Genomic DNA, 23,621 nt, shown 5'->3' with positions numbered 1-23,621 from the left:
GGGTTACTCGAACAATGCGTCGAGGGCTTGCTCCAGGCGGGTCACGGCAATGATCCGCAAACCTGCCGGCGCTTCCTTGGGCGCATTGCCCTTGGGCACGATCGCGCGCTTGAAGCCGTGCTTGGCGGCTTCCTTCAAGCGCTCCTGGCCACTGGGCACCGGGCGCACTTCCCCGGACAGGCCGACTTCACCAAAGACCAGCAGGTCGTGGGGCAGCGGGCGGTTGCGCAGGCTGGACATCACGGCCGCCATCAACGCCAGGTCCGAAGCGGTTTCCAGCACCTTGACCCCACCCACCACGTTGAGAAATACATCCTGGTCGTGGGTCGGAATGCCACCATGGCGATGCAGGACCGCCAGCAGCATGGCCAACCGGTTCTGATCCAGGCCCAGGGTCACCCGACGCGGATTGGCCAGGTGACTGTCATCCACCAGTGCCTGGACCTCCACCAACATGGGTCGGGTACCTTCCCACGTGGCCATGACCACGCTGCCCGGCACTTCTTCCTGGGCCCGGGTAAGGAAAATCGCCGATGGGTTGGAGACTTCTTTCAGCCCCTTGTCGGTCATGCCAAAAACACCCAGCTCGTTGACCGCGCCAAAACGGTTCTTCACCGCACGCAACAGTCGCAGGCGCCCATCGGACTCGCCTTCGAAATACAGCACGGTGTCGACCATGTGCTCCAGGACCCTGGGCCCCGCCAGCGCGCCTTCCTTGGTCACGTGCCCCACCAGGAAAATCGCCGTGCCACTCTGTTTCGCATAACGCACCAACAGCGCCGCACTTTCGCGCACCTGGGACACGCCGCCAGGTGCCGACTGCAGCTGTTCAGTGAAAATCGTCTGGATCGAGTCGATCACCATGACCTTGGGTTTTTCCACCCGCGCCGTGGCGATGATGGTTTCGATACAGGTTTCGGTCATGACCCGCAGTTGATCCTGGGGCAAGCCCAGGCGTCGGGCACGCATGGCCACTTGCTGCTGTGACTCCTCACCCGTGACATAGAGGGCCGGCATGCGGGTGGCGAGGTTGCAGAGGGTTTGCAGGAGAATGGTTGACTTGCCGATCCCCGGATCACCGCCAATCAGCACCACGGAACCGTCGACCAGGCCGCCGCCCAGCACTCGGTCCAGTTCGCCGGAGGCGGTGGAGAAACGCGGAATTTCCTCAACGCTGACTTCAGCCAGGGTCTTGATCTGCGCCTGCTGCCCGGCCCAGCCGGTACGCCCGCTGGGGGCAGCGGCACCGCCACTCTCCACCATCGTTTCGGTCAGGGTGTTCCAGGCACCGCACTCACCGCATTGGCCTGCCCATTTGGGGAAGGTCGATCCGCACTCGGTGCAGCCGTACATGCGCTTTGCCTTGGCCATCTGAACTCCCGGGAAAAACCGCGATGATAACTCAGCTGGCGAGGACAGCCGTGGTTTCGTATACACTTTTGCGCCAAGGCCATACTTATACGCACTTGAAAGTTGTGCGCTGCCCCTCGCTTATGCACCCGACTATACGACACGCATCAACGCAGTAGAGCATTTACACTACCGCAAGATAACTAAACAGTTACCTGCCAACTTATAGCCAATATCTATCAAACACTCTTGCAGAAGTTATACAAAATCTGAAAACTATAAACACCTTGTGCAGCCCAATCGCCAAATAACTGCCGCGCACCACTTGGGTCGCCCGCTCTATGCATCAAACAACCCGCGCTAATCGATTGACACCGAACAACTAGACGTAAACGTGACGTCAACAACAGTGCATCCAAACCCAACTAACCGTCCCCCCGATCACTCACAGATCGAAGCAAGCCTAGCGCTGCTCACCGGCCGCTCGATCGATGGCTGCGGACACCCCCGACCGGTGATTGATGGCGTTTTGTAAACTTTTTGCCACCTCTTGGGTCGATAGTGACGTGCGACCTGAGCACGTGTGTCGAGCAAGACACGTTTTGGTGAATTACACTGCGTTTACCAACCTCATCTGTAACAAGGAATAACCTATGGGCGTGATAAGTGAGTTCAAGGCCTTCGCGGTCAAAGGGAATGTGGTCGACATGGCCGTGGGCATCATCATCGGCGCAGCGTTCGGCAAAATCGTAACGTCGTTCGTCGGTGACATGATCATGCCGCCCATCGGCCTGCTGATCGGCGGGGTGGACTTCGGGGACCTGGCAATCACCCTCAAAGCGGCACAGGGCGACGCCCCGGCCGTGGTGTTGGCCTACGGTAAATTCATCCAGAGCATCATCGACTTCGTGATCGTCGCGTTCGCGATCTTCATGGGCGTGAAAGCCATCAACCGCCTGAAACGCGAAGAGGCCGTGGCACCTAGCCTGCCACCGGTTCCGACCAAGGAAGAAGAGCTGCTGGGGGAGATCCGCGACCTGCTCAAGGTACAGAACAGCAAGCCCTGAGGGCTGTGAAGCAATCAAGAACGGCGCCCGATGGCGCCGTTTTTTTTACCAGTAATTTTCCACCGCGACCTGACCCGGTCGCCGACTCAGGCTCAACTGCAGGTCACGCTGCTTCAACAGGTTGCGCGTGTCGTCGATCATTTGCGGGTTGCCACATAACATCACGCGTGAGTGCTCCGGGGTAATCTGCACACCCGCGGCCCGCTCCAACTCCCCGTTCTCAAGCAACTGCGTGATCCGCCCCTGCAGCGCCCCCGGGTGCTGCTCGCGGGTCACTGTGGCAATAAATTGCAGCTTGTGAGCGTGTTCGGCCAAGTACTCGCGCTCTGCCAGGCCGGCGATCAACGCCTGATAGGCCAGCTCCCGGGCCTCACGCACGCTGTACACCAGAATGATCCGCTGGAATTTTTCCCAGACCTCAAAGTCCTGCAGGATCGACAGGAAAGGGGCGATCCCGGTGCCGGTGGACAACAACCACAGATCGCGCCCATCGATAAACCGATCCAGGGTCAGAAACCCAAAGGCTTGGCGGTCGACCAGCAACGTATCGCCCACGCTCAGGCGGCTGAGCTCACTGGTGAATTCGCCTCCCGGCACGACAATCGAAAAGAATTCGAGAAACTCGTCATGGGGCGAAGACACCATGGAATAGGCGCGCCACACCGTGCTGCCGTCGGCCTTGGTCACGCCCAGGCGTGCAAACTGCCCCGCCCGGAACCTGAAGCCTGCGTCACGGGTCGTGCGCAGGGTAAACAGGCTGGGGGTCAAGGGCTGTACATCGAGCAAGGTCTGACGGGTGAATTTCTCTTCGCTGGCGCTCATGAGGGGCTCCGTAGGTCTGATGGCCCCAGTGTCCCGCAAAGCCAGGGGAAGAAAAACCGTTGATTTGTAGTGTTATTCACGGCCACACACCACAACACTCACTAAATAGTTAATAAACTAAACACTTACACCCATCATTTAATCAGCCATCCTTTAAATACAGCCACTTAACACATAAACACTATCAATTAACACTTCGTGAAAGCCGGCAACAATACAACCATGTAACTCATAACCAATTAGTTGTTTTATCCCCTCTCGCAAGAGCAAAAAAATCACAGACTAGTGGCAGGACATATCCTACACTCAGGCTGTGCTGTTATTTGGACGCAGCCAGCATTATTGTGACGCCGACGATCAGGAGAGGTTTGAATGGAGATCTGGAAGGAAACCCAGCTAAGGAAATTGGCGGTTGAATCGAATGTAGAAACCGCCTACAGAATCGCTCTGAACTTCTTCAATAGTATGGGTTATGAATATTGTGCATTCTCGACGACTGCTCATTTGGCGGGCCAACGTTTCGACAGCGTTAACCTTAACAACTACCCCCACGACTGGAACACCGAGTATGAGAAAAACCACTACAGTTCGATCGATCCAATAGTTGCTCATTGCCACCACTCGATTCTGCCCATCGTCTGGGACAGCAAGACGTTTGCCAAGGCCCCCGCCCTCTGGCACGCACTGGAGGAGCAAGGCTTGCAGCATGGCTGGTCACAGCCGGCGCGCGACCCCAACGGCCAGAGCGTCAGCATGCTGAGCATGGCCCGCAGTCATTGCCAGATCAGCGCTTTCGAGCTTTACGAGCACCTCGGCTATGCGGTGTTTATCAGTCACGCGCTGCATTCCCTGGCCATGCAAAGGCTCTGCAACCAGCACCCGCAGTGCGTGAATGTGACCCACCTGTCCCCGCGCGAAATCGAAGTCTTGAGATGGTCGGCAGATGGCAAGACCGCCTCGGACATTGCCACCATTCTGAACCTCAGTGAGCGTACGGTGAATTTCCACGTCAGCAGTTCGATCAGGAAGCTGGGGGTGAGCAACAAGATATCGGCCGTGGTGAAGGCCGCCAGATCACGCATGATCTGAACGTTGACCGGACCGCGCCGTGAATGATCCTTGCGCGGCGAGGAAAACCGACAAGTATTCGCGCCGAAAAAAACGTACCATTTGCTCCATTCTGAGTGGTGGCGCCCAAATCCACGCGCCGCAGTCCACTCAGGCGGTCCCGCCAGCCTCACCCCATGCAGACCCGCGGGACATTCGTTGATTATCCAGAGTCCCCGCCCCATGCCCCTGCTCGAAAGCCCCTTCGCTCAACTCGACCTGATTCGCCAACCGGAACAGCCCAACGAACCGCTGCAGGCCTTCGATGCCGCGGATGAGTACCTGCTCAATCATCTGGCCGAACAGCAGCCCGCCGCGAGCACGCGAGTGCTGGTGCTCAACGACAGCTTTGGCGCCCTGGCGGCAAGCCTGGTGGGCAAGGTGGCGCTCACCAGCAGCACCGACTCGTTTCTCGCCGCCCTGGCTCTGGAAAAGAACCTGGCCCGCAATGGCCTGCCGTTTGACGCGGTCACGGTGATCCCCGCCAGCGCCCCCCTGCTCGGCCCGTTCGATCGGGTGCTGATTCGTGTACCCAAGACCCTGGCCTTGCTGGAAGAGCAGTTGATCCGCTTGCAGGGGAAACTGGCGCCCGGCGCTCAAGTGGTTGCCGCCGCCATGATCAAACATCTACCGCGGGCCGCGGGCGAACTGCTGGAACGGTATGTCGGCCCGATGCAGGCCTCGCTGGCGGTCAAGAAGGCCCGATTGCTGATCGCGACCCCGGATGGCCGGCCTGCGGTGGCATCGCCCTACCCGACCCGCTATCGCCTCGATCAACCGGCGATCGAACTGCTCAACCATGCCAACGTCTTCTGCCGCGAGGGCCTGGACATCGGCACCCGGGCCTTCCTCCCTCATCTGCCCAGCAACCTCGGCCAGGCGCGGGTCGCCGACCTGGGCTGCGGCAACGGCGTACTGGCCATCGCCAGCGCCCTGAACAATCCTGAAGCTCACTACACCCTGGTCGACGAGTCGTTCATGGCCGTGCAGTCGGCCGCGCAGAACTGGCAGGCCGCGCTGGCTCAGCGCGAAGTGACCGTGCGCGCCAGCGATGGCCTGGCCGGGCAGGAGCCGCAGTCGCTGGACGTGGTGCTGTGCAATCCACCGTTCCACCAGCAACAGGTGGTGGGCGACTTCCTGGCCTGGCGCATGTTCCAGCAGGCACGCGAAGCCCTGGTCGTGGGCGGTGCCCTGTACATCGTCGGCAACCGGCACCTGGGCTATCACAGCAAACTGGCGCGCCTGTTCCGTGGCGTCGAGCAAGTGGCGGCCACGCCAAAGTTCGTGATCCTCAAAGCACGCAAGTAACCGGCCAAAAAAAACCCTCCAGCGGAGGGTTATAAATCCGTGCCGCAAGGCAACGGGATGGGAAGTTCAGTGCTCAGTGGGTACTCAAGCCTGCGGCGTTCATGAACAGGCGCATCAGGCTGGCGACCACGAACAGCGCCAGCACGCTGCCGACCCAGATCCCGGCCAGCCAGCCAAGCCGATGCCATAGCGGCTTCTTTTCAGCCTCTTCGATTTCCTGCAAAGAATGTTTATCTGCCATGGCTCAGGTCCTCGGTTGGGGAGAGGGCGCCGGTCAGGGCGCCGTCGTACACCTAGTGGTAGCCGTCTTCGTGGGTCACCTTGCCGCGGAACACGTAGTAGCTCCAGAAGGTGTAGCCCAGGATGAACGGAATGATGAACAGCGTGCCGACCAGCATGAAACCCTGGCTTTGCGGCGGTGCGGCCGCGTCCCAGATGGTGATCGACGGTGGCACGATGTACGGCCACAGGCTGATGCCCAGCCCGCTGTAGCCCAGGAAGATCAGCACCAGGGTCAGCAGGAACGGGGTGTAGTGGGCATTGCGGGCTACCGCGCGCAGTAATCCGTACATGGTCACCAGCACCAGGATCGGCACCGGCAGGAACCAGAACAGGTTAGGCAGGGTGAACCAGCGCGCAGCGATCTCGGTATGGGCCAGCGGCGTCCAGAGACTGACGATACCGATCACCGCCAACAGCACGAACGCCAGCGGCCGCGCCAGGTTGTGCATTTGCTCCTGCAGCTTGCCTTCGGTCTTCATGATCAACCAGGTGCACCCCAGCAGCGCATACGCCACCACCAGCGCTACACCGCAGAACAGGGTGAACGGCGTCAGCCAGTCCAGGGAGCCGCCGGCGAACTGCCGGTCGACCACCTTGAAGCCATCGATAAACGCACCGAGGGCCACGCCCTGGAAGAAGGTCGCGGTGATCGAGCCACCGATAAACGCCTTGTCCCAGACGTGCACCTTGTCGTCCTTGGCCTTGAAGCGGAACTCAAAGGCCACGCCGCGAAAGATCAGGCCGATCAGCATCAGGATCAACGGCAGGTACAAGGCCGACAGAACCACCGAATAGGCCAGCGGGAAGGCCCCGAACAACGCGGCGCCCCCCAGTACCAGCCAGGTTTCGTTACCGTCCCAGACCGGGGCGACGGTGTTCATCATCACGTCACGGTCGCTTTTGCCCTTGATGAACGGGAAAAGAATCCCGATCCCCAGGTCGAAGCCGTCCATGACCACGTACATCATGATGCCGAAGATGATGATCACGGCCCAGATCAGTGGAAGATCAATACCCATGACTCAATTCCCCTTGTTCAGGCTGTCGCTGTGGTCACCTTCGGTGCCGTCATCGGCAGCGGAAAGCGGACGGGCCGGCGTGCGTTGCTGACCAGGACCACCGTGGCTCGGTTCGGCCCCTTCGTTGAGCTTTGGCCCCTTGCGCACCAGACGCATCATGTAGCCAAGGCCCACACCGAACAGCGAGAAATACACCACCACAAACAGCGCCAGGGTAATGCTCATCTGCACCACGCTGTGCCCGGAGGACGCATCGGCGGTGCGCATCACCCCGTAGATCACCCACGGTTGGCGCCCGATTTCCGTCGTGAACCAGCCCGCAAGAATCGCGATCAGGCCGGAAGGCCCCATCCACAGGGTCAGGTACAGGAACGCGCGGTTCGAATACAGCCGGTCACGCTTGCGCAGCCACAGGCTCCACAGGCCGGTGAAGATCATCAGCATGCCCAGGCCCACCATGATCCGGAACGACCAGAACACGATGGTCGAGTTCGCCCGATCTTCCGGCGGGAACTCCTTGAGCGCGGGCACCTGCTTGTCCAGGGAGTGCGTGAGGATCAGGCTGCCCAGGTACGGAATTTCCACCGCGTACTTGGTCCGCTCCTCCTTCATGTCCGGCCAGCCAAACAGGATCAGCGGCGTTGGTTCGTCGCCATGGTTTTCCCAGTGACCTTCGATCGCAGCGATTTTCGCCGGTTGGTGCTTAAGGGTGTTGAGCCCGTGGAAGTCACCGATCACGGCCTGGATCGGCGCAACGATCAACGCCATCCACATGGCCATCGACAACATGGTGCGGATGGCCGGGTTGTCGCGACCGCGCAGCAGGTGCCAGGCCGCCGACGAACCGACAAAGAACGCGGTCGCGACAAAGGCGGCGGTGGCCATGTGCATCAGGCGATAGGGGAACGAGGGGTTGAAAATCACCGCGAACCAGTCCACCGGGATGACCTGGCCGTTGATGATTTCGTAACCCTGGGGGGTCTGCATCCAGCTGTTGGAAGCGAGGATCCAGAACGTCGAGATCAGCGTACCGATCGCCACCATGACCGTGGCGAAGAAGTGCAGCTTGCGCCCCACCTTGTTCCAGCCAAACAGCATGACGCCGAGGAAACCCGCTTCGAGGAAGAATGCCGTGAGCACTTCATAGGTCAGCAACGGCCCGGTGATGGAGCCGGCGAAGTCCGAAAAGCGACTCCAGTTGGTGCCGAACTGGTAGGCCATGACCAGGCCAGAGACCACCCCCATGCCGAAGTTGACGGCAAAGATCTTCGACCAGAAATGGTAGAGGTCACGGTAGGTGTTGTTGTTGGTTTTCAGCCACAGACCTTCGAGTACTGCCAGGTAACTCGCCAGGCCGATGGTGATCGCCGGGAACAGAATGTGGAATGAGATGGTGAACGCGAACTGAATTCGGGCGAGATCAAGTGCCTCCAAACCGAACATAAGTCTTCCTCTGTCAGGTAATACGGCTACAGGCTTGTGGCCTGCACCCACCGCCCCTACGGGTATGGAGTGTGGCGAATTCGAATTCGTTCTTTTTTTACAAACATCACAACGCAGGGAGTCTGGCCTTCTGGCCGTCAGAACAAATCCCCCAGGGGCTTTGATCTGGATCAAGCAACGATCAAAGAGTAGTCGCATTTTCACCGGCAGAGCGTGTGGTCTATTGCCGCGTGACAGGTTGCCTCAGGCCCCTGGTGCGCCGATCGAGGCGATCACTGCAACCTCCGGTTACAACTTGATGATAGGCTCAGCTTTTTCCCACCAGACCTGTCCGCCGATGCCCAGCCCAGAGCCCCTGCTGTTACGTCATCACCGCCCTTTCCTTGCGTTCTGGCTGGCACGGGTTTTCACCGCCAGCGGCTTTCAGATGCTCACCGTGGCCATTGGCTGGAACCTCTACCAACTCACCGGCAACGTGCTGGACCTGGGCCTGGTCGGGCTGGTGGAATTCGCTCCGCGGGTGCTGTTCATGCTGCACACCGGGCATGTGGCCGACCGCTATGACCGGCGCAAGGTCGCGGCCCTCTGCCAGTCCTTGCAGGCGCTGATTGCCCTGGCCCTGGCCATCGGCAGCGCCACCGACCAGGTGACGCGCGAGCTGATCTTCATCCTCGCGTTCCTGCTGGGCGCCGCGCGCTCGTTCGAGTTACCCACCACCCAGGCCCTGCTGCCCAGCATCGTGCCCACGGCCCTGTTCCCACGTGCGGTGGCGGCGGCACAGTCGGCGCAACAGTCGGCCACCATCATCGCCCCGGCCCTTGGCGGCCTGCTCTATGCCTTTGGCAGCGTCTGGGTCTACGGGCCGACGGTGCTCTTGTACGCCATCGCCTGCACCCTGATGCTCAACCTGCCAGCGCGGCAAACCCCGCTGAACAAAGGCAAGGCCACCCTGGATTCCCTGCTGGCCGGCGTTCGCTTCATCCGCAGTCGCCCGGACATTCTCGGGGCGATCTCCCTGGACCTGTTCGCGGTGCTGCTGGGGGGCGCCACCGCGCTGTTGCCGGTGTTCGCCAAGGACATCCTGCTGACCGGCCCCTGGGGCCTGGGGCTGCTGCGCTCGGCACCGGCCGTGGGCGCCCTGCTGATGTCACTCTGGCTGGCGCGGTTTGCCGTGGAACGCAAAGTGGGCCGGGTGATGTTTACCGCCGTCGGCGTGTTCGGCGTGGCGACCATAGCCTTTGGCCTGTCGACCTCATTCTGGTTCTCGTTGGCGGTGCTGGTGGTGCTGGGGGCGGCGGACATGATCAGCATGGTGATCCGCGCATCTTTCGTGCAACTGGAAACCCCGGATGAAATGCGCGGCCGGGTCAGCGCCGTAAACGGCTTGTTCATCGGCGCCTCGAATCAGTTGGGTGAGTTCGAGTCCGGCCTGACGGCACACTGGTTCGGCACAGTGCCGGCGGTGGTCATGGGTGGCGTCGGCACGCTGCTGGTCACCGGGACCTGGATCAAGCTGTTCCCTACCCTGGCCCAGCGTGATCGCATGCATATACCGGTGGATGCCCCCAAGGACTCGCAGACCGCCGCTAAGCCAGCAGTTCCCGCGCCACCGCAACCTTGACCGCCCTGCCGCACAGTTGCTCCACCAATTGCAGGGCAAATGCCAGGGCCGCTGCCGAACCCTGGGCCGTGATGCAGTTGCCGTCGACCACCACGGGCTGATCGACGAAGGTGCAGCCCAGCAGTTGCTGGCTGACGGCAGGCAGGCAGGTCATGCGTCGCTGGCGCAACACGCCGAAGGCCTGCAAGGCGAGCGCCGGCGACTCGGCGATGGCGGCGAACAGCCGGCCGGCGGCGGCCTGGTCCTTGAGCAACTGCTGCAACGGCTGATGGGCCGCCAGGTGCTTGCCGCCCACGGCGCCGCCGGGCAGGACAATCAGGTCGAAGGGTTGCGCCAGCACGTCCACCAGCATCGCATCGGCGGTCAGGCGTGTGCCCCGGGCGCACGTCAGCATGCGCCGCGCCTCGATGCTGGCCACCACCACTTCGACATTCGCCCGACGCAGCACGTCGATCAGGGTGACGCTTTGCAGGTCGTCGATGCCCTCGGCAAGGGTAATCAGGGCTCTAAAGGTCATGGTCGGTGTCCACAGGGTGATCCTTAAAGCGTAGTCACCTTTATTGACCGACGTTCAACTCCCCCTACGCGCCTGTGCCGACTACTTGATGTAGATTTGGGTCGACAGGCTGTTGCCCGGCGCGTTGATCGAGGTATTGCGCAAGGTGAAGGTGCCACGCTGCTTGCCGGCCATATCGAAGATATAGAGGTAGCCGACGATCTTGCTGACCATGCCGGAGCATTCCGTCAGGTCGCCGTTATCAAAGGCACACACCCGGGTGCGCACGCCGTCGATGTCCGCGCCATCCAGTCCGGCCTGGGGCGAACGGCCATAACCGACCTCCAGCACGTAGATCTTGATGTTCGGCCCTTCATGATCACAGTGGGTTTGCGCCTGCCCGGGACTGATGTCCTCCATGCCGCAGGACGGCGACTGGACCTTGAGCACCTTGATTTCACTCAACGGCGGTGCGGAAGCCGCCTGGGCCACCTGCATGCCGGACAACAAGGCGCCACACACGCCCACCACCAGACTCAACCTGCGCTTTTTAGAAGACATGACCACTCCCGGAACCAGCGCGCAGTATGCCCCAGCCGCCTCAAAGGCAAAACATCGCCGACGATCGCAGCCATAGCCCCAAGCTGCTGGTATGATGCGCGGCTTTTTCCGACCGACAGAAAAATCCCGGGCGCCTGCTGTGGTCTGTGCTTTGCTGTTCAAGTCGATACATTCACGGCGCAAGATGCGCCACGGGGAGCAGACATGCTGGAAAGGCTGTTTCAACTCAAGGCACACAACACCAACGTGCGCACCGAGATTCTTGCGGGCGTCACGACCTTCCTGGCCATGGCCTACATTCTGTTCGTCAACCCGAGCATCCTCGGCGAGACTGGCATGGACAAGGGCGCGGTGTTTGTCGCGACCTGCCTGGCGGCCGCCATCGGCTCCACCGTGATGGGCCTGATTGCCAACTACCCGATCGCACTGGCACCGGGCATGGGCCTGAACGCCTTCTTCACCTACACCGTGGTCCTGCACATGGGCCACACCTGGCAAGTGGCGCTGGGCGCGGTGTTCATTTCGGCGGTGCTGTTCTTCCTGCTGTCGATCTTCCGCATCCGCGAATGGATCATCAACAGCATCCCGCTGCCGCTGCGTTCGGCGATTGCCGCCGGTATCGGCCTGTTCCTGGCCCTGATTGCCCTGCACAACGCTGGCATCGTGGTCAGCAACCCGGCGACCATGGTCGGCCTCGGTGACCTGAAGCAACCGGCACCGATCCTCGCGACCCTGGGCTTTGCCATGATCGTGGCCCTCGAAGCCCTGAAAGTGCGCGGTGCGGTACTGATCGGCATCCTGACCGTGACCATCGCCTCCATCGCCCTGGGCTTCACCCCGTTCGGCGGCGTAGTGTCGATGCCGCCCTCCCTGGCGCCGACCTTCCTGCAACTGGACATCATGGGCGCCCTGGACATCGGTCTGGTCAGCGTGATCTTCGCCTTCCTGTTCGTCGACCTGTTCGACAACTCCGGCACCCTGATCGGCGTCGCCAAGCGCGCCGGCCTGATGGGCAAGGACGGCCACATGCCGAAAATGGGCCGGGCGCTGATCGCCGACAGTACGGCGGCCATGGCCGGCTCCCTGCTGGGCACGTCGACCACCACCAGCTACATCGAATCGGCAGCAGGCGTCAGCGCCGGTGGCCGGACCGGCCTCACCGCCGTGGTGGTGGCCATCCTGTTCCTGCTGGCGCTGTTCTTCTCGCCACTGGCCGCCAGCGTTCCGGCCTTCGCCACCGCGCCGGCCCTGCTGTTCGTCGCCGTGCTGATGACTTCCGGCCTCGCGGAAATAGACTGGGATGACATCACCGTGGCTGCGCCGGTGGTGATCACTGCCCTGGCGATGCCTTTCACGTACTCCATCGCCAACGGCATTGCCTTCGGTTTCATCGCCTGGACCGCCATCAAACTGCTGTCCGGTCGTGGCCGTGAGCTGAACCCGGCGCTGGTGATTCTCTCCATTCTGTTCGTGATCAAGTTGGGTTGGTTCAACGCATGACATTCGATTCCCAGGCTTACGCCGCTCAGCTCGAAGACAAGGTCACGCGCCTGCGTGACCTGCTGGCACCGTTCGATGCCCCGCAACCTGCGGTGTTCGACTCGCCGCTGGCCAACTTCCGCCTGCGCGCCGAATTCCGCCTGTGGCGCGAAGCCGGCGAGCGGCACTACGCAATGTTTTCCCAGGAAGACAAGCGCACGCCAATCCTGATCGAAGAGTTCCCGATCGCCAGCCTGCGCATCAACCAGTTGATGCCGCAGCTCAAGGCCGCCTGGCAGGCCAGCGCAGCCTTGAGCCACAAGCTGTTCCAGGTGGAGTTCCTGACCACCCTGGCAGGCGACGCGATGATCACCCTGTGCTACCACCGCCCGCTCGATGAGCACTGGCATGCGGCGGCCCGCCAGTTGGCGGCCGACTTGAACGTCAGCGTGATCGGGCGCTCCAAGGGCAAACGCGAAGTGATCGGCCAGGATTATGTGGTCGAGAAACTCGAAGTCGGCGGGCGCACCTTCAGCTATCGCCAGCCCGAAGGGGCCTTCACCCAGCCCAACGGCACGGTGAACCAGAAGATGCTCAACTGGGCGTATGACGCCTTGGGCGAGCGTCCGGACGATCTGCTGGAGCTGTACTGCGGCAACGGCAACTTCACCCTGCCCCTGGCGACCCGCGTACGCAAAGTACTGGCCACGGAAATCAGCAAGACTTCAGTCAATGCCGCGCTGAGCAACCTCAGCGAAAACGCGGTGGATAACGTCACCCTGGTGCGCCTGTCCGCCGAAGAGTTGACCGAAGCCTTGAACGAAGTGCGCCCGTTCCGTCGCCTGCACGGTATCGACTTGAAGAGCTACGCGTTCGGCAGCGTGTTCGTCGATCCACCGCGCGCCGGCATGGACCCGGACACCTGCGAGCTGACCCGACGCTTCGACAACATCCTGTACATCTCGTGCAACCCAGAGACCCTGGCAGCCAACATCGCCCAGTTGCACGACACCCATCGCATCACCCGTTGTGCGCTGTTCGATCAGTTCCCGTGGACCCACCACATGGAATCCGGGGTCTTGCTGACCCGTCGTTGATCGCTGACGCGGTCCACAAAAAAGCCGTCCCGAGGACGGCTTTTTTGTGGGTGCCGGGGCCACGGCCCCTCATCTCGGTTCAGGCCTGCAGGTAGCGCAGCACCGACTCGCCGATCATCTGCCGATGACGCTGTTTGATCGCCACATCGGGCAGGTCGATCTGGAAGATCTCACCGAAGGTGTGGCGGTTCGACACTCGGTAGAAGCAGAACGAGGTGATCAGCAGGTGCACGTCCAGCGGGTTGAGTCCTTCACGGAACACCCCTTGCGCGACTCCACGTCGCAGTATCTCCCCCAGTGCATCAAGGATGGTGTTGTTCATCGCCTTGATCGACTCGGAGTGCTTCACGTACTCGGCGTTATGAATATTCTCGATGCTGACAATGCGCACAAAATCGACGTTCCGATCATGGTGATCGAAGGTGAACTCCACCAGCCGCTGGATGGCTTCGCGCGGTGCGAGTTCGGCGAGCTGCAAGCGATTCTCGGTATTACGGATATTCCCGTAGAGCTTCTCCAGCACCTCGACATAGAGCTGCTCCTTACTCCCGAAGTAGTAATAGATCATGCGCTTGGAGGTATGGATTCGTTCGGCGATGGCATCCACTCGCGCCCCGGACAACCCCTGCTGGACGAACTCGACAATGGCTTCTTGAAGGATGTTCTCGCGGGTCTTTTCCGGGTTGTTCTTACGACTCTTGCGTGGCTCGAGCGCTGCCGCTTCGGGCGCTACGGTAAGGTCTGTGGTCATTCTCATTCCGGGCTCGTGGCCGACGCTGCAGAGGCCGACGATTATGGGCCGCTCGCTGTAGCGAAGGAAGTATCGCTACCTCGTATAAGCCCCCTGCTTACGATTTCAATACAACTTGCCCCGGCACACGGCGGCGCTGTCGCTCACCTGCGTTTACACATTGACCGTCACTTTTCGCGCCGTAGCTGGTATGCAGACACCAGGCAATGAATGCCGCTCAACTCACAAGGAATGTCGACATGCTATGGAACAAAGCCCGTCCCAGCGATAACGTCACCGATACCCGCCAATCCCCCTCCAACCGCCTCCCCCCGAGCAAAAAACTCGTGATCGCCCTCGGTGCTGCCGCCCTCTCGGGAGCCGTGGCGCTGGGCAGCCTGACCGCCCCCCAGGAGGCTGACCCGGCATCGCCGCCCGTGAGCGAAGTCACGCCGGAAAACACCGAGGACCTCGACCTGGCGTTCGTGCGTGCCGTGCTCGGGGATACCGAGGACACCTGGAGAGCCCTGTTTCAATCCCTGGACCAGCCCTACCCTGAACCCACCCTGACCCTCTTCGAACAGGGCGTGACTTCCGGCTGCGGTTACGCTTCGTCGGCGGTCGGGCCGTTCTATTGCCCGGACAATCAGGCGCTGTACCTGGACCTGGGATTTTTCCGCAAGATGGCCCAACGGATGAGCGACTTCGGCGCGTTTGCCCAGGCCTATGTGATCGCCCACGAAGTCGGACATCACGTGCAGACCCGCCTGGGATTGTCCCGGCCCTTCGACGAAGCCCTGGGTGCCGGCCACCCCACTGCCGGTGACAACGGCCTGGAAGTGCGCGCAGAGTTGCAGGCCGATTGCCTGGCGGGCATCTGGGCACACCACGCCCAGCAGCGCCTGAACTGGCTGGAGCCAGGCGATCTGCAGGCCGCGCTGGAAGCGGCCGCGGTGTTCGGTGACGATTACCGGCGCGGGAACCAAACGACCGGCCCGATGCCTGAGACCTTCACTCATGGCACTTCCGCGCAGCGTGTGCGCTGGTTCGAGCGCGGTTTCGAGCAAGGTCGCATCGAGCAGTGCGATACCTTCTCGGCCAACCCGCTGTAGCCCGACAGCGCCGCACACCGAATGCCATACTGCCTTTCGTCCGACATCGTCTGACGACTGGACTGGCGACTATCCCACTCACCAGCAACACTCACACCACGCAAAATCAGAGGATTCCCACATGTTATGGAAAAAAGGCCGCCGCAGTGACAACGTGGTGGATGCCCGAGGTGAGGGGGGTGGTGGCGGTGGTATGCGTTTCGGCGGGGGCAAGGGGCTGAGCCTGACGGCCATCGTGCTGATCGTCGGGATCGGCTGGATCACCGGACAGGACCCGATGCAGATTCTCGGGCAACTGGCCGGGCAAATGGACCAGCAATCAGCCCCCGCCACCACCCAAACCCGCAAGGCGCCGCCGGCCAATGACGAGCAGGCGGAATTTGTCGCGCGGATCCTCGGTGACACCGAAGACACCTGGGGCCAGATCTTCCAACAGGCCGGGCGCCAGTACGCGGCGCCCAAGCTGATGCTGTTCAGCGGTCGGGTCAACTCAGCCTGCGGCGGTGCTTCGGCGGCGACCGGGCCGTTCTACTGCCCGGCGGATCAACGGGTGTACCTGGACATGAGCTTCTTCCAGGAAATGTCCCAGCGTTTTGGCGCCGCCGGCGACTTCGCCCAGGCCTACGTCATCGCTCACGAGGTCGGCCACCACGTGCAGACCCTGCTCGGGGTCTCCGCCAAGATCCAGGCTGCGCGCCAGCAAGGGCAACGCATGGAAGGTGATGGTGGGCTGCTGGTGCGCCAGGAGTTGCAAGCCGACTGCCTGGCTGGCGTCTGGGCCAACCATGCGCAGAAGCGTTTGAACTGGCTTGAACCGGGTGATGTTGAAGAAGCGATGAACGCCGCCAACGCCATCGGCGATGATCGCTTGCAGCAACAGGGTCAAGGTCGCGTGGTCCCGGACTCCTTCACCCATGGCACCTCGGCGCAACGCGTGCGCTGGTTCAAGACCGGCTTCGCCCAAGGCCAGATCGGTCAATGCGACACCTTTGCCGCGAAGAGCCTCTGAATGGCAAAACCCTGGCTGGCGGCTGATCCTCAGCCCCGGCCACCAGGGCCAGCAAGCGCTGTTTCACGGCTCAGCACGGGGCTCTCAGGCGTCTGGGGCCGACAGCAGATTGCGCAGTGCCACGCAGTCGGCGGCGTGCCAGTCGGTCAATTCCGGCCACGGGTTGTCCGGTAGATTCACCAGCACCGTGCGCGTGCCCGCCGCGCGACCGCAATCAAGGTCAAACCGGTAGTCACCGACCATCACCATATTGCCGGGAGCCACCTCCCAGGCCTGGGCCAGTTTCAGCAATCCACCGGGATGGGGCTTGGGCGGCGCATCATCGCGCCCCAGGACATCCTCGACCGCGAAGCAATCTGCCAGGCCAATCGCCTGCAGCGTGATGTGGGCCAGTTCCCGGGCATTGCGGGTAAGGATGCCCAAACGATAACCACGCCCGGCCAACTCACGCACCAACTCGACGGCGCCAGGGGCCGGCTGCGAACCCAGCGCCAGGTCCCGCTCGTGCTCCAGCAGCCAGGCATGCTTGGCCGCGGCTTCGGCGGCCGGCAGCGCGGCGAGATGGGTCAGGATGTCGTGCTCAGGGGGAATCGCCAGGGCCTGGCGGATCGCCGCAAAGTCATGCACGGCAACCGTCAGAGTGCCGTCCATGTCGAATACCCAATGGCGTACCTGCGCCAGGCTCATGCCCAATCCTTGCGATGGCGAATCAGGCCTTCCTGGGTCACCGAGGCCACCAGTTTGCCGGCGCGGTTGAACACGCTGCCGCGCGAAAAGCCTCGGGAGTTGCCGGCCCATGGGCTGTCCATGGCGTACAGCAACCAGTCATCGGCACGCACGTCGGCGTGGAACCACAAGGCGTGGTCGAGGCTGGCCACCTGCATGTCTTTTTGCCAGACCGATTTGCCGTGGGGCAGCAACGAAGTGACCAGCAGGCCGAAATCGGAGGCATAGGCCAGCAGATACTTGTGCAGCGCCGGCGAGTCCGCCAGCGCGCCGTCGGCGCGGAACCAGACGTACTTGACCGGGTCGGCCGGCTGCGGATTGTAGGGGTCGCTGTCGGTCACCGGGCGGAACTCGATCGGCTTGGGGCACAGCAGTTTTTCGCGCATGTGTTCGGGGATCAGGTGCGCCCGCTGTTGGATCAACTCCAGCTCCGAGGGCAGGTTTTCCGGGCCAACCACCTGGGGCATTGCGCTCTGGTGGTCGAAGCCTTCTTCGTCGTACTGGAACGAAGCGCTGCAGGTGAAGATCGGCTGGCCCTTCTGGATCGCCGTCACCCGGCGGGTGCTGAAGCTGCCACCGTCGCGTACCCGATCCACCTGGTAGACCACCGGTAACCCGGCGTCGCCGGGACGCAGGAAATAACCGTGCATCGAATGCACGTGACGCGCTTCCTCTACGGTCTGGCTGGCCGCCGACAGGGACTGGCCCAGCACCTGGCCGCCGAACAACTGACGAAAGCCCAGGTCCTGGCTACGGCCGCGAAACAGGTTTTCTTCGATCGGTTCCAGGGTCAGCAGGTCGACCAGATCTTCCAGCACTTGGCTCATTCAGACTCTCCTCACACAGAGCGATGCCGCGCAGTCTTGGCTGCGGCGGTCAATTCAGATTTTGGCCCGGGCCAACATTGCGCACATTGTAAACATCCCGGCCAGCTTATCCATGCAAGGTTTCCAACCATTGCTCACGGGTGATGCGGTACAGCACGTGGCTGCGCAGCGGATGACCGGCCTGCACATTGGGGTGCTGGAAATCGCCCGCCGGGTCAGGGTGCATGCCAATGGCTTGCATGACTTTCTGTGACGGCAGGTTGGCCTCGGTGGTAAAGGCCACCACCTGATCCAGCTGCAAACGGTCAAAGCCGCAGCGCAGAGCGGTCCAGGCCGCTTCGCTGGCGTACCCAAGGCCCCAGTGCTCGCGGGCCAGGCGCCACCCGATCTCGGTGGCCGGCGTGAACGGGGCCTCGAACCCGACTACCCCCAAGCCGGTAAAGCCGATGAATGCACCGTTGTCCTTGCGCTCCAGCGCCCATCCACCAAAACCATGCTCAGCAAAATGCCCCCTGATTCGCCCGATCAATGCAGCGCTTTCCAGGCGACTCAAGGGTGCCGGGAAGTAGCGCATGACCTGCGGGTCGGCGCACATCGCGGCAAATGCCGGCAAATCCTCATCCCGCCACTGGCGCATCAGCAGCCGCGCACTCTCAAGTTCCAGTATCGGCTCCATCGCTCCCCTCCGTTTCCCTGCAAACAAGTCTAGATCGCTGGTAGGATCCTTCACTTCGTCACTCCACGCCACGCCACGAACCCACCATGCCCCTGCCGCTGATTTATCACGAAGACTACAGCCCCGAGTTCCCCGCGGAACATCGCTTTCCCATGGACAAGTTCCGGCTGCTGCGCGATCACCTGGTGGACAGTGGCCTGACCGAGGACCAGCACCTGCTGCGTCCACAGATCTGCCCGGCGGACATTCTGGCCCTGGCCCACGACCCCGGCTATATCGAACGCTACATGAGCGGCGAGTTGTCCCGCGAAGACCAGCGGCGCCTCGGCCTGCCCTGGAACGAAGCCCTGGCCCGGCGCACCGTGCGGGCAGTCGGCGGCTCCCTGCTGGCCGCCGAACAGGCGCTGGAGCATGGCATGGCCTGCCATCTCGCCGGTGGCACCCACCACGCCCACTACGATCACCCCGCCGGTTTCTGCATCTTCAACGACCTGGCGGTCATCAGCCATTACCTGTTGGGAAGCGGGCGGGTTTCACGGGTGTTGATCTTCGACTGTGACGTGCATCAGGGCGACGGCACGGCGCGGATTCTGCAACATACCCCGGACGCAGTGACGGTTTCCCTGCATTGCGAAAAGAATTTTCCCGCACGCAAGGCCGACAGCGACTGGGACATCCCGCTGCCCATGGGCATGGGCGATGCCGAGTACCTCAAGGTGGTCGATGACGCGCTCAACTACCTGCTGCCGCTCTACCAGCCGGACCTGGTGCTGTATGACGCCGGGGTCGATGTGCACAAGGACGACGCCCTGGGCTATCTGAAGCTGACCGACGCCGGTGTTGCCGCCCGCGATGAAGCCGTACTGCGCCACTGCCTGGGCCGCGACATCGCGGTGATGGGCGTGATCGGCGGGGGCTACAGCAAGGACCGCCAGGCCCTGGCCCGACGCCACGGCATCCTCCATCACAGCGCGCAACGGGTCTGGCAGTCATCAGGCTGTCATTGAGTTATGGATGCTTTACCCACAATGCCTGTGGAACGGCCTGTGGATAACCTGAGTGAAAGGACCTAGAAGCCCTGCCCCCTATGCCTTGCAAGGCGCTGATCATTTTTCAACCAGCTCCATCGCCCCATGACTCCCCCTGTAGCCGCTGCCGAGCTTGCGAGGCAGCTGCTACAGGGGGCCTGCGGTGCTGCTAGAATACGCGGCCTTTCGAACCGAATCGCAGTGCACGCCATGAGCCAACCCGCCCCTCTCCCTCCCCAGCACGTCGCCATCATCGGCGGTGGCCCTGCCGGCCTGATGGCCGCCGAGGTGTTGAGCCAGGCCGGGATCAGGGTTGACCTCTACGACGCCATGCCGTCGGTGGGCCGCAAATTCCTGCTGGCCGGTGTCGGCGGCATGAACATCACCCACTCCGAAGCCTACCCGGCATTCCTCGCACGCTACGCCGCGCGCGCCCCGCACATCGCGCCACTGTTGCGCGGCTTCGATGCACCCGCGCTGTGTGCCTGGATTCACGGCCTGGGGATAGAAACCTTCGTCGGCAGTTCCGGCCGCGTTTTCCCCACCGACATGAAAGCCGCCCCGCTGCTGCGTGCCTGGCTCAAGCGCCTGCGCGATGGCGGAGTGGTTATCCACACCCGCCACCGCTGGCTGGGCTGGAACCCGGACGGCAGCCTGCGCATTGCCAATCCCGACGGCGAACAGGCGATCAATCCCGACGCCCTGTTGCTGGCACTCGGTGGCGGCAGTTGGGCGCGCCTGGGCTCCGACGGCGCCTGGATGCGGCTCCTGGAACAACGCGGGATCGCCCTGGCGCCCCTGAGACCGAGCAACTGCGGGTTCGAGGTGGCGGCCTGGAGTGAACTGATGCGCAGCAAATTTGCCGGAGCGCCGCTGAAAAACATCGCCATCGGTTTGAATGACGATGTCCCGCGCCTGGGGGAATGCGTGATGACCGCCACTGGGGTTGAGGGCAGCCTGATCTATGCCCTGTCTGCGCCGATCCGCGATGCCATCGAGCAGCAGGGTTCGGCCACTGTGCACCTGGATCTGCTGCCCGGGCGCCCTGTGGATAAAATCCACGCGGCGCTGAGCAAGCCCCGCGGCTCCCGCTCCATGGCCAAGCACCTGCACAGCCAGTTGGGCCTGGATGGCGTCAAGGCCGCGCTGCTGCGCGAACTGGCGCCGAACGAGTCCTTCGCCGATCCGTTGGCGCTGGCTCACGCCATCAAGGCCCTGCCCCTGACACTGGTCAAGACCCGGCCGCTGGACGAAGCCATCAGCAGCGCCGGCGGCGTGACCTTCGAAGCCATGGATGAACAGTTGATGCTCAAGGCATTGCCCGGCGTATTCTGCGCGGGCGAAATGCTCGATTGGGAAGCGCCGACCGGCGGCTATCTGCTGACCGCCTGTTTCGCCAGTGGGCGTGCGGCGGGGATGGGGATGGTGCAGTGGCTGAGGAGCCGCTAAAAGCCGCACGCTTCAAGCTTGCGGCTTACAGGCGCCTCACTTCTTCTTGCGCGGCCCGGTGTTGAATACCGGTACCTTGCGCACCGGCTTGACCGGCACATCGGCCACGGTCTCGCCGCTGTCCACCCATTTGCCCAGGTTACGCTTGCCACCACCGGAAGCCTTGGGCTTCTTCGGTTTTTTCGGCTTCTTGATCACCAGGCCGCTGGCGTCGGTGTCCGGCACCCGGTGCTCCGGCTCGAAGTCCTGCTCCATATGGCGAGTCAGGCCCTGACGGGTCAGCATCTCGATCGCCGACAACAGGTTCACTTCATCGGCGCACACCAGCGAAATCGCCTCACCGGTGGCCCCGGCACGACCGGTACGGCCGATCCGGTGGATGTAGTCCTCGGCCACGATCGGCAGATCAAAGTTGACCACCAGCGGCAGGTCTTCGATGTCCAGGCCACGGGCCGCGACGTCAGTGGCCACCAGGATCTGGATTTCGCTGGCCTTGAAACGGTCCAGCGCCCGCTGGCGGGTTGCCTGGGGTTTGTCGCCATGAATGCCGTCGGCATTGACGCCCAGGCCCTGGAGTTTATCCACCAGCGCGTCCACGCCGTTACGGGTCTTGGCGAACACCAGCACCTGCTTCCACTTGTGCTTGCGCAGCAAATGCACGAACAGCTCTGGCTTGCGCTTCTTGTCGACGGTGTAGAGCCATTGCTTGACCGTGTTGGCGGCAACGTTGCGCGGGCTGACTTCGATGCTCAGCGGGTCGTTGAGCATTTGCCCGGCCAACAGGCGGATCTGATCCGAGAACGTCGCGGAGAACAGCAGGGTCTGGCGCTTTTTCGGCAGCACCCGGTAGATGTTCGACAGCTCTTCGGAGAAGCCCAGGTCGAGCATGCGGTCCGCTTCGTCGAGCACCAGGGTCTGCAGCTGATTGAATTTCAGCGCGTTCTGGCGGAACAGGTCCAGCAGGCGACCGGGAGTGGCCACCAGCAGGTCGACGCCTTTGCGCAGCTTCATCATCTGCGGGTTGATGCTGACGCCGCCGTACACGGCGTAAGTGCTCAACGGCAGATGCTCGGCGTACTGGCGCACGCTTTCATGCACCTGTTCGGCCAGCTCGCGGGTTGGCACCAGGATCAGCGCGCGCACCGAGTTACTGGTGACTTTCGGCCCTTCCATGGCCAGCAACTGCAACAGCGGCACGGCAAAGCCGGCGGTCTTGCCGGTGCCGGTCTGGGCCGCGGCCATCAGGTCGCGACCAGCCAGTACCGCCGGAATGGCTTGCGCCTGGACCGGGGTTGGGGTCTGGTAACCGAGCGTCTCAAGGGCGCGCAGCAAGGGTTCGATCAGGCCAAGAGTGGCGAAAGTCATTGGGATACCGTAGGAAAAAATCAGCGCACGTGGGCAATGCGCGGCAGTTTACCTTAAATCACTGCGGTTTCTGCTTACGCCACTGCGGCAAGCCGATCAGCACCACGGCACTGATGATCACCGTCATGGCCAGGGCCTCTTCCAGGCCTATGGTTTCGCCGGCAAAAACGATCCCCAGCAACACCGCCACGGCCGGGTTGACGTAGGCATAGCTGGTGGCCGCTGCCGGGCGCACGTGCTTGAGCAAGTACATGTAGGCGTTGAACGCGACGATCGAACCGAGCAGCACCAGGTACATCAGCGCGGCCCAGCCTTCGATCGGCGGCAGGCTGTGCAGGCGCTCGCCGGACAGGGCGCTGGCGATCATCAGCACCACGCCCCCCACCAGCATCTCGGCGGCACTGGCCATCGCCCCCTGGGGCAACGGCAAATGTTTACTCCACACCGAACCAAAGGCCCAGGCCGCCGCGGCAAAGATCAGCAACGCCGCGCCCAGGGGGCTGGACTGCAGGTTGGAACCGAGGTTGAGCATGGCGATCCCGATCAGGCCCAGCACGATCCCCGCCCACTCCAGGCGGGTATTGCGCGCGCCCCAGAAATAACCGCAAAGCAGAGTGAACAGCGGCACCGTGGCCACCGCCAAGGCCGCCACCCCCGAGGCCACGCCCGCGTGCTCGGCCACCGTCACCGCGCCGTTACCACAACTGAGCAACAGCACCCCGATCGCCGCAGCCGCCTTCCACTGCTGCCACGTGGGGGCCGGCACCCCGCGCCAGCGCAAAAAGGCATACAGCAGGGTCCCGGCAATGATGAAACGCACGCCCCCCAGCATCAGCGGTGGCCAGTACTCGACGCCGATGCGGATCACCAGGTAGGTCGACCCCCAGATCACATACAGCGCAAAAAAGGCTCCAATCAGCGGTAACGGGAATCGGCGAAGACCAGGCATGGGACGCTCTAAGGCAGGACAAGTGGAGCGTTATTCTAGAAAGCCGACAGACGGAACTTAAGTTACAAAACCTGTTTATAAGGCCCGTACACTTTTCA

Annotated in this window: 23 protein-coding genes; 10 read left to right on the top strand and 13 right to left on the bottom strand. The window is 62.3% G+C overall.

Going from position 1 to position 23,621, the window contains the following annotated elements; all coding sequences use genetic code 11:
• Window positions 1–3: 3 nt before the first annotated feature.
• Window positions 4–1,371: a DNA repair protein RadA gene (gene radA / locus Q1W70_RS13960; protein ID WP_095166434.1), complete on the bottom strand. Its 1,368-nt coding sequence runs from the start codon at window positions 1,369–1,371 to the stop codon at window positions 4–6.
• Window positions 1,372–2,003: 632 nt separating this feature from the next.
• Between radA and mscL the strand changes: the two genes are divergently transcribed.
• Window positions 2,004–2,417, top strand: a complete 414-nt coding sequence (gene mscL, locus Q1W70_RS13955) for a large-conductance mechanosensitive channel protein MscL (RefSeq protein WP_166591524.1) — start codon at window positions 2,004–2,006, stop codon at window positions 2,415–2,417.
• A 45-nt stretch (window positions 2,418–2,462) separates the two neighbouring features.
• On the opposite strand, the gene Q1W70_RS13950 is transcribed toward mscL, so the two are convergent.
• Window positions 2,463–3,239, bottom strand: coding sequence for a ferredoxin--NADP reductase (locus tag Q1W70_RS13950; RefSeq protein ID WP_166591525.1), 777 nt, complete (start codon window positions 3,237–3,239; stop codon window positions 2,463–2,465).
• 372 nt (window positions 3,240–3,611) lie between these two features.
• Between Q1W70_RS13950 and Q1W70_RS13945 the strand changes: the two genes are divergently transcribed.
• On the top strand, window positions 3,612–4,328 hold the full coding sequence (locus tag Q1W70_RS13945; RefSeq protein ID WP_166591526.1) for a helix-turn-helix transcriptional regulator: 717 nt from the start codon (window positions 3,612–3,614) through the stop codon (window positions 4,326–4,328).
• A gap of 201 nt (window positions 4,329–4,529) precedes the next feature.
• Window positions 4,530–5,654, top strand: coding sequence for a methyltransferase (locus Q1W70_RS13940; protein WP_182342425.1), 1,125 nt, complete (start codon window positions 4,530–4,532; stop codon window positions 5,652–5,654).
• Window positions 5,655–5,727: 73 nt separating this feature from the next.
• On the opposite strand, the gene Q1W70_RS13935 is transcribed toward Q1W70_RS13940, so the two are convergent.
• Genes Q1W70_RS13935 through Q1W70_RS13925 form a run of 3 tightly spaced genes read right to left on the bottom strand, consistent with a single transcriptional unit; the run spans window position 5,728 to window position 8,398 of the window.
• A complete protein-coding gene (locus tag Q1W70_RS13935) occupies window positions 5,728–5,895 on the bottom strand; it encodes a DUF2474 domain-containing protein (protein ID WP_166591528.1) in 168 nt (55 codons plus the stop codon).
• Between the two features lie 52 nt (window positions 5,896–5,947).
• Window positions 5,948–6,955, bottom strand: coding sequence for a cytochrome d ubiquinol oxidase subunit II (cydB, locus tag Q1W70_RS13930; RefSeq protein ID WP_166591529.1), 1,008 nt, complete (start codon window positions 6,953–6,955; stop codon window positions 5,948–5,950).
• Window positions 6,956–6,958: 3 nt separating this feature from the next.
• A complete protein-coding gene (locus Q1W70_RS13925; protein WP_166591530.1) occupies window positions 6,959–8,398 on the bottom strand; it encodes a cytochrome ubiquinol oxidase subunit I in 1,440 nt (479 codons plus the stop codon).
• A 337-nt stretch (window positions 8,399–8,735) separates the two neighbouring features.
• Here Q1W70_RS13925 and Q1W70_RS13920 point away from each other — a divergent pair, with 337 nt between their 5' ends.
• Entirely contained in the window at window positions 8,736–10,019 is a 1,284-nt protein-coding gene (locus Q1W70_RS13920; RefSeq protein WP_166591531.1) for an MFS transporter, read from the top strand.
• Here Q1W70_RS13920 and Q1W70_RS13915 read toward each other — a convergent pair.
• Complete coding sequence (locus Q1W70_RS13915) at window positions 9,985–10,536, bottom strand: DJ-1 family glyoxalase III (RefSeq protein WP_166591532.1); 552 nt, start codon at window positions 10,534–10,536, stop codon at window positions 9,985–9,987. The two genes, Q1W70_RS13920 and Q1W70_RS13915, sit on opposite strands and share 35 nt — an antisense overlap.
• An 81-nt stretch (window positions 10,537–10,617) precedes the next feature.
• Window positions 10,618–11,076 carry a DUF4879 domain-containing protein gene (locus Q1W70_RS13910; protein WP_166591533.1) on the bottom strand — a complete coding sequence of 153 codons (459 nt, stop codon included), beginning with the start codon at window positions 11,074–11,076 and terminating at the stop codon, window positions 10,618–10,620.
• A gap of 204 nt (window positions 11,077–11,280) precedes the next feature.
• Here Q1W70_RS13910 and Q1W70_RS13905 point away from each other — a divergent pair, with 204 nt between their 5' ends.
• Window positions 11,281–12,576 (top strand): NCS2 family permease, encoded by a 1,296-nt coding sequence (locus tag Q1W70_RS13905; protein ID WP_166591534.1) that lies wholly within the window; start codon window positions 11,281–11,283, stop codon window positions 12,574–12,576.
• A complete protein-coding gene (gene trmA, locus Q1W70_RS13900; protein WP_166591535.1) occupies window positions 12,573–13,652 on the top strand; it encodes a tRNA (uridine(54)-C5)-methyltransferase TrmA in 1,080 nt (359 codons plus the stop codon). The genes Q1W70_RS13905 and trmA overlap by 4 nt, the downstream gene beginning before the upstream one ends.
• Before the next feature lie 79 nt (window positions 13,653–13,731).
• Here trmA and Q1W70_RS13895 read toward each other — a convergent pair whose 3' ends face one another.
• The gene (locus Q1W70_RS13895) at window positions 13,732–14,409 is read right to left on the bottom strand and encodes a TetR/AcrR family transcriptional regulator (RefSeq protein WP_166591536.1); all 678 of its coding nucleotides are present in this window, start codon (window positions 14,407–14,409) and stop codon (window positions 13,732–13,734) included.
• Between the two features lie 233 nt (window positions 14,410–14,642).
• On the opposite strand from Q1W70_RS13895, the gene ypfJ (Q1W70_RS13890) reads away from it, so the two are divergent.
• Together ypfJ (Q1W70_RS13890) and ypfJ (Q1W70_RS13885) are read left to right on the top strand one after the other, a co-directional pair.
• Window positions 14,643–15,494 carry a KPN_02809 family neutral zinc metallopeptidase gene (gene ypfJ, locus Q1W70_RS13890; RefSeq protein WP_302097458.1) on the top strand — a complete coding sequence of 284 codons (852 nt, stop codon included), beginning with the start codon at window positions 14,643–14,645 and terminating at the stop codon, window positions 15,492–15,494.
• A gap of 121 nt (window positions 15,495–15,615) precedes the next feature.
• Window positions 15,616–16,503, top strand: a complete 888-nt coding sequence (gene ypfJ / locus Q1W70_RS13885) for a KPN_02809 family neutral zinc metallopeptidase (protein WP_166593161.1) — start codon at window positions 15,616–15,618, stop codon at window positions 16,501–16,503.
• 84 nt (window positions 16,504–16,587) lie between these two features.
• On the opposite strand, the gene Q1W70_RS13880 is transcribed toward ypfJ (Q1W70_RS13885), so the two are convergent.
• The 3 genes from Q1W70_RS13880 to Q1W70_RS13870 form a co-directional block, all read right to left on the bottom strand.
• Window positions 16,588–17,190, bottom strand: coding sequence for an HAD family hydrolase (locus Q1W70_RS13880; protein ID WP_166593160.1), 603 nt, complete (start codon window positions 17,188–17,190; stop codon window positions 16,588–16,590).
• Complete coding sequence (gene tesB / locus Q1W70_RS13875) at window positions 17,187–18,056, bottom strand: acyl-CoA thioesterase II (RefSeq protein ID WP_166593159.1); 870 nt, start codon at window positions 18,054–18,056, stop codon at window positions 17,187–17,189. Before tesB ends, Q1W70_RS13880 begins: the two co-directional genes overlap by 4 nt.
• Window positions 18,057–18,162: 106 nt before the next feature.
• Window positions 18,163–18,732 (bottom strand): GNAT family N-acetyltransferase, encoded by a 570-nt coding sequence (locus tag Q1W70_RS13870; RefSeq protein ID WP_166593158.1) that lies wholly within the window; start codon window positions 18,730–18,732, stop codon window positions 18,163–18,165.
• A gap of 86 nt (window positions 18,733–18,818) precedes the next feature.
• Here Q1W70_RS13870 and Q1W70_RS13865 point away from each other — a divergent pair, with 86 nt between their 5' ends.
• The gene (locus Q1W70_RS13865; RefSeq protein WP_166593157.1) at window positions 18,819–19,739 is read left to right on the top strand and encodes a histone deacetylase family protein; all 921 of its coding nucleotides are present in this window, start codon (window positions 18,819–18,821) and stop codon (window positions 19,737–19,739) included.
• Window positions 19,740–19,970: 231 nt separating this feature from the next.
• Entirely contained in the window at window positions 19,971–21,209 is a 1,239-nt protein-coding gene (locus tag Q1W70_RS13860) for a TIGR03862 family flavoprotein (protein ID WP_302097457.1), read from the top strand.
• Window positions 21,210–21,245: 36 nt separating this feature from the next.
• Here Q1W70_RS13860 and rhlE1 read toward each other — a convergent pair whose 3' ends face one another.
• Window positions 21,246–22,574, bottom strand: coding sequence for an RNA helicase RhlE1 (rhlE1, locus tag Q1W70_RS13855; RefSeq protein WP_166590408.1), 1,329 nt, complete (start codon window positions 22,572–22,574; stop codon window positions 21,246–21,248).
• Window positions 22,575–22,632: 58 nt separating this feature from the next.
• Window positions 22,633–23,523: a drug/metabolite exporter YedA gene (yedA, locus tag Q1W70_RS13850; RefSeq protein WP_166590409.1), complete on the bottom strand. Its 891-nt coding sequence runs from the start codon at window positions 23,521–23,523 to the stop codon at window positions 22,633–22,635.
• Between the last annotated feature and the right edge of the window lie 98 nt (window positions 23,524–23,621).

This window comes from Pseudomonas kielensis (genome assembly GCF_030505375.1).
GTDB classification, from domain to species: domain Bacteria; phylum Pseudomonadota; class Gammaproteobacteria; order Pseudomonadales; family Pseudomonadaceae; genus Aquipseudomonas; species Aquipseudomonas kielensis.
This window is presented reverse-complemented; position numbering and strand designations above follow the sequence as displayed.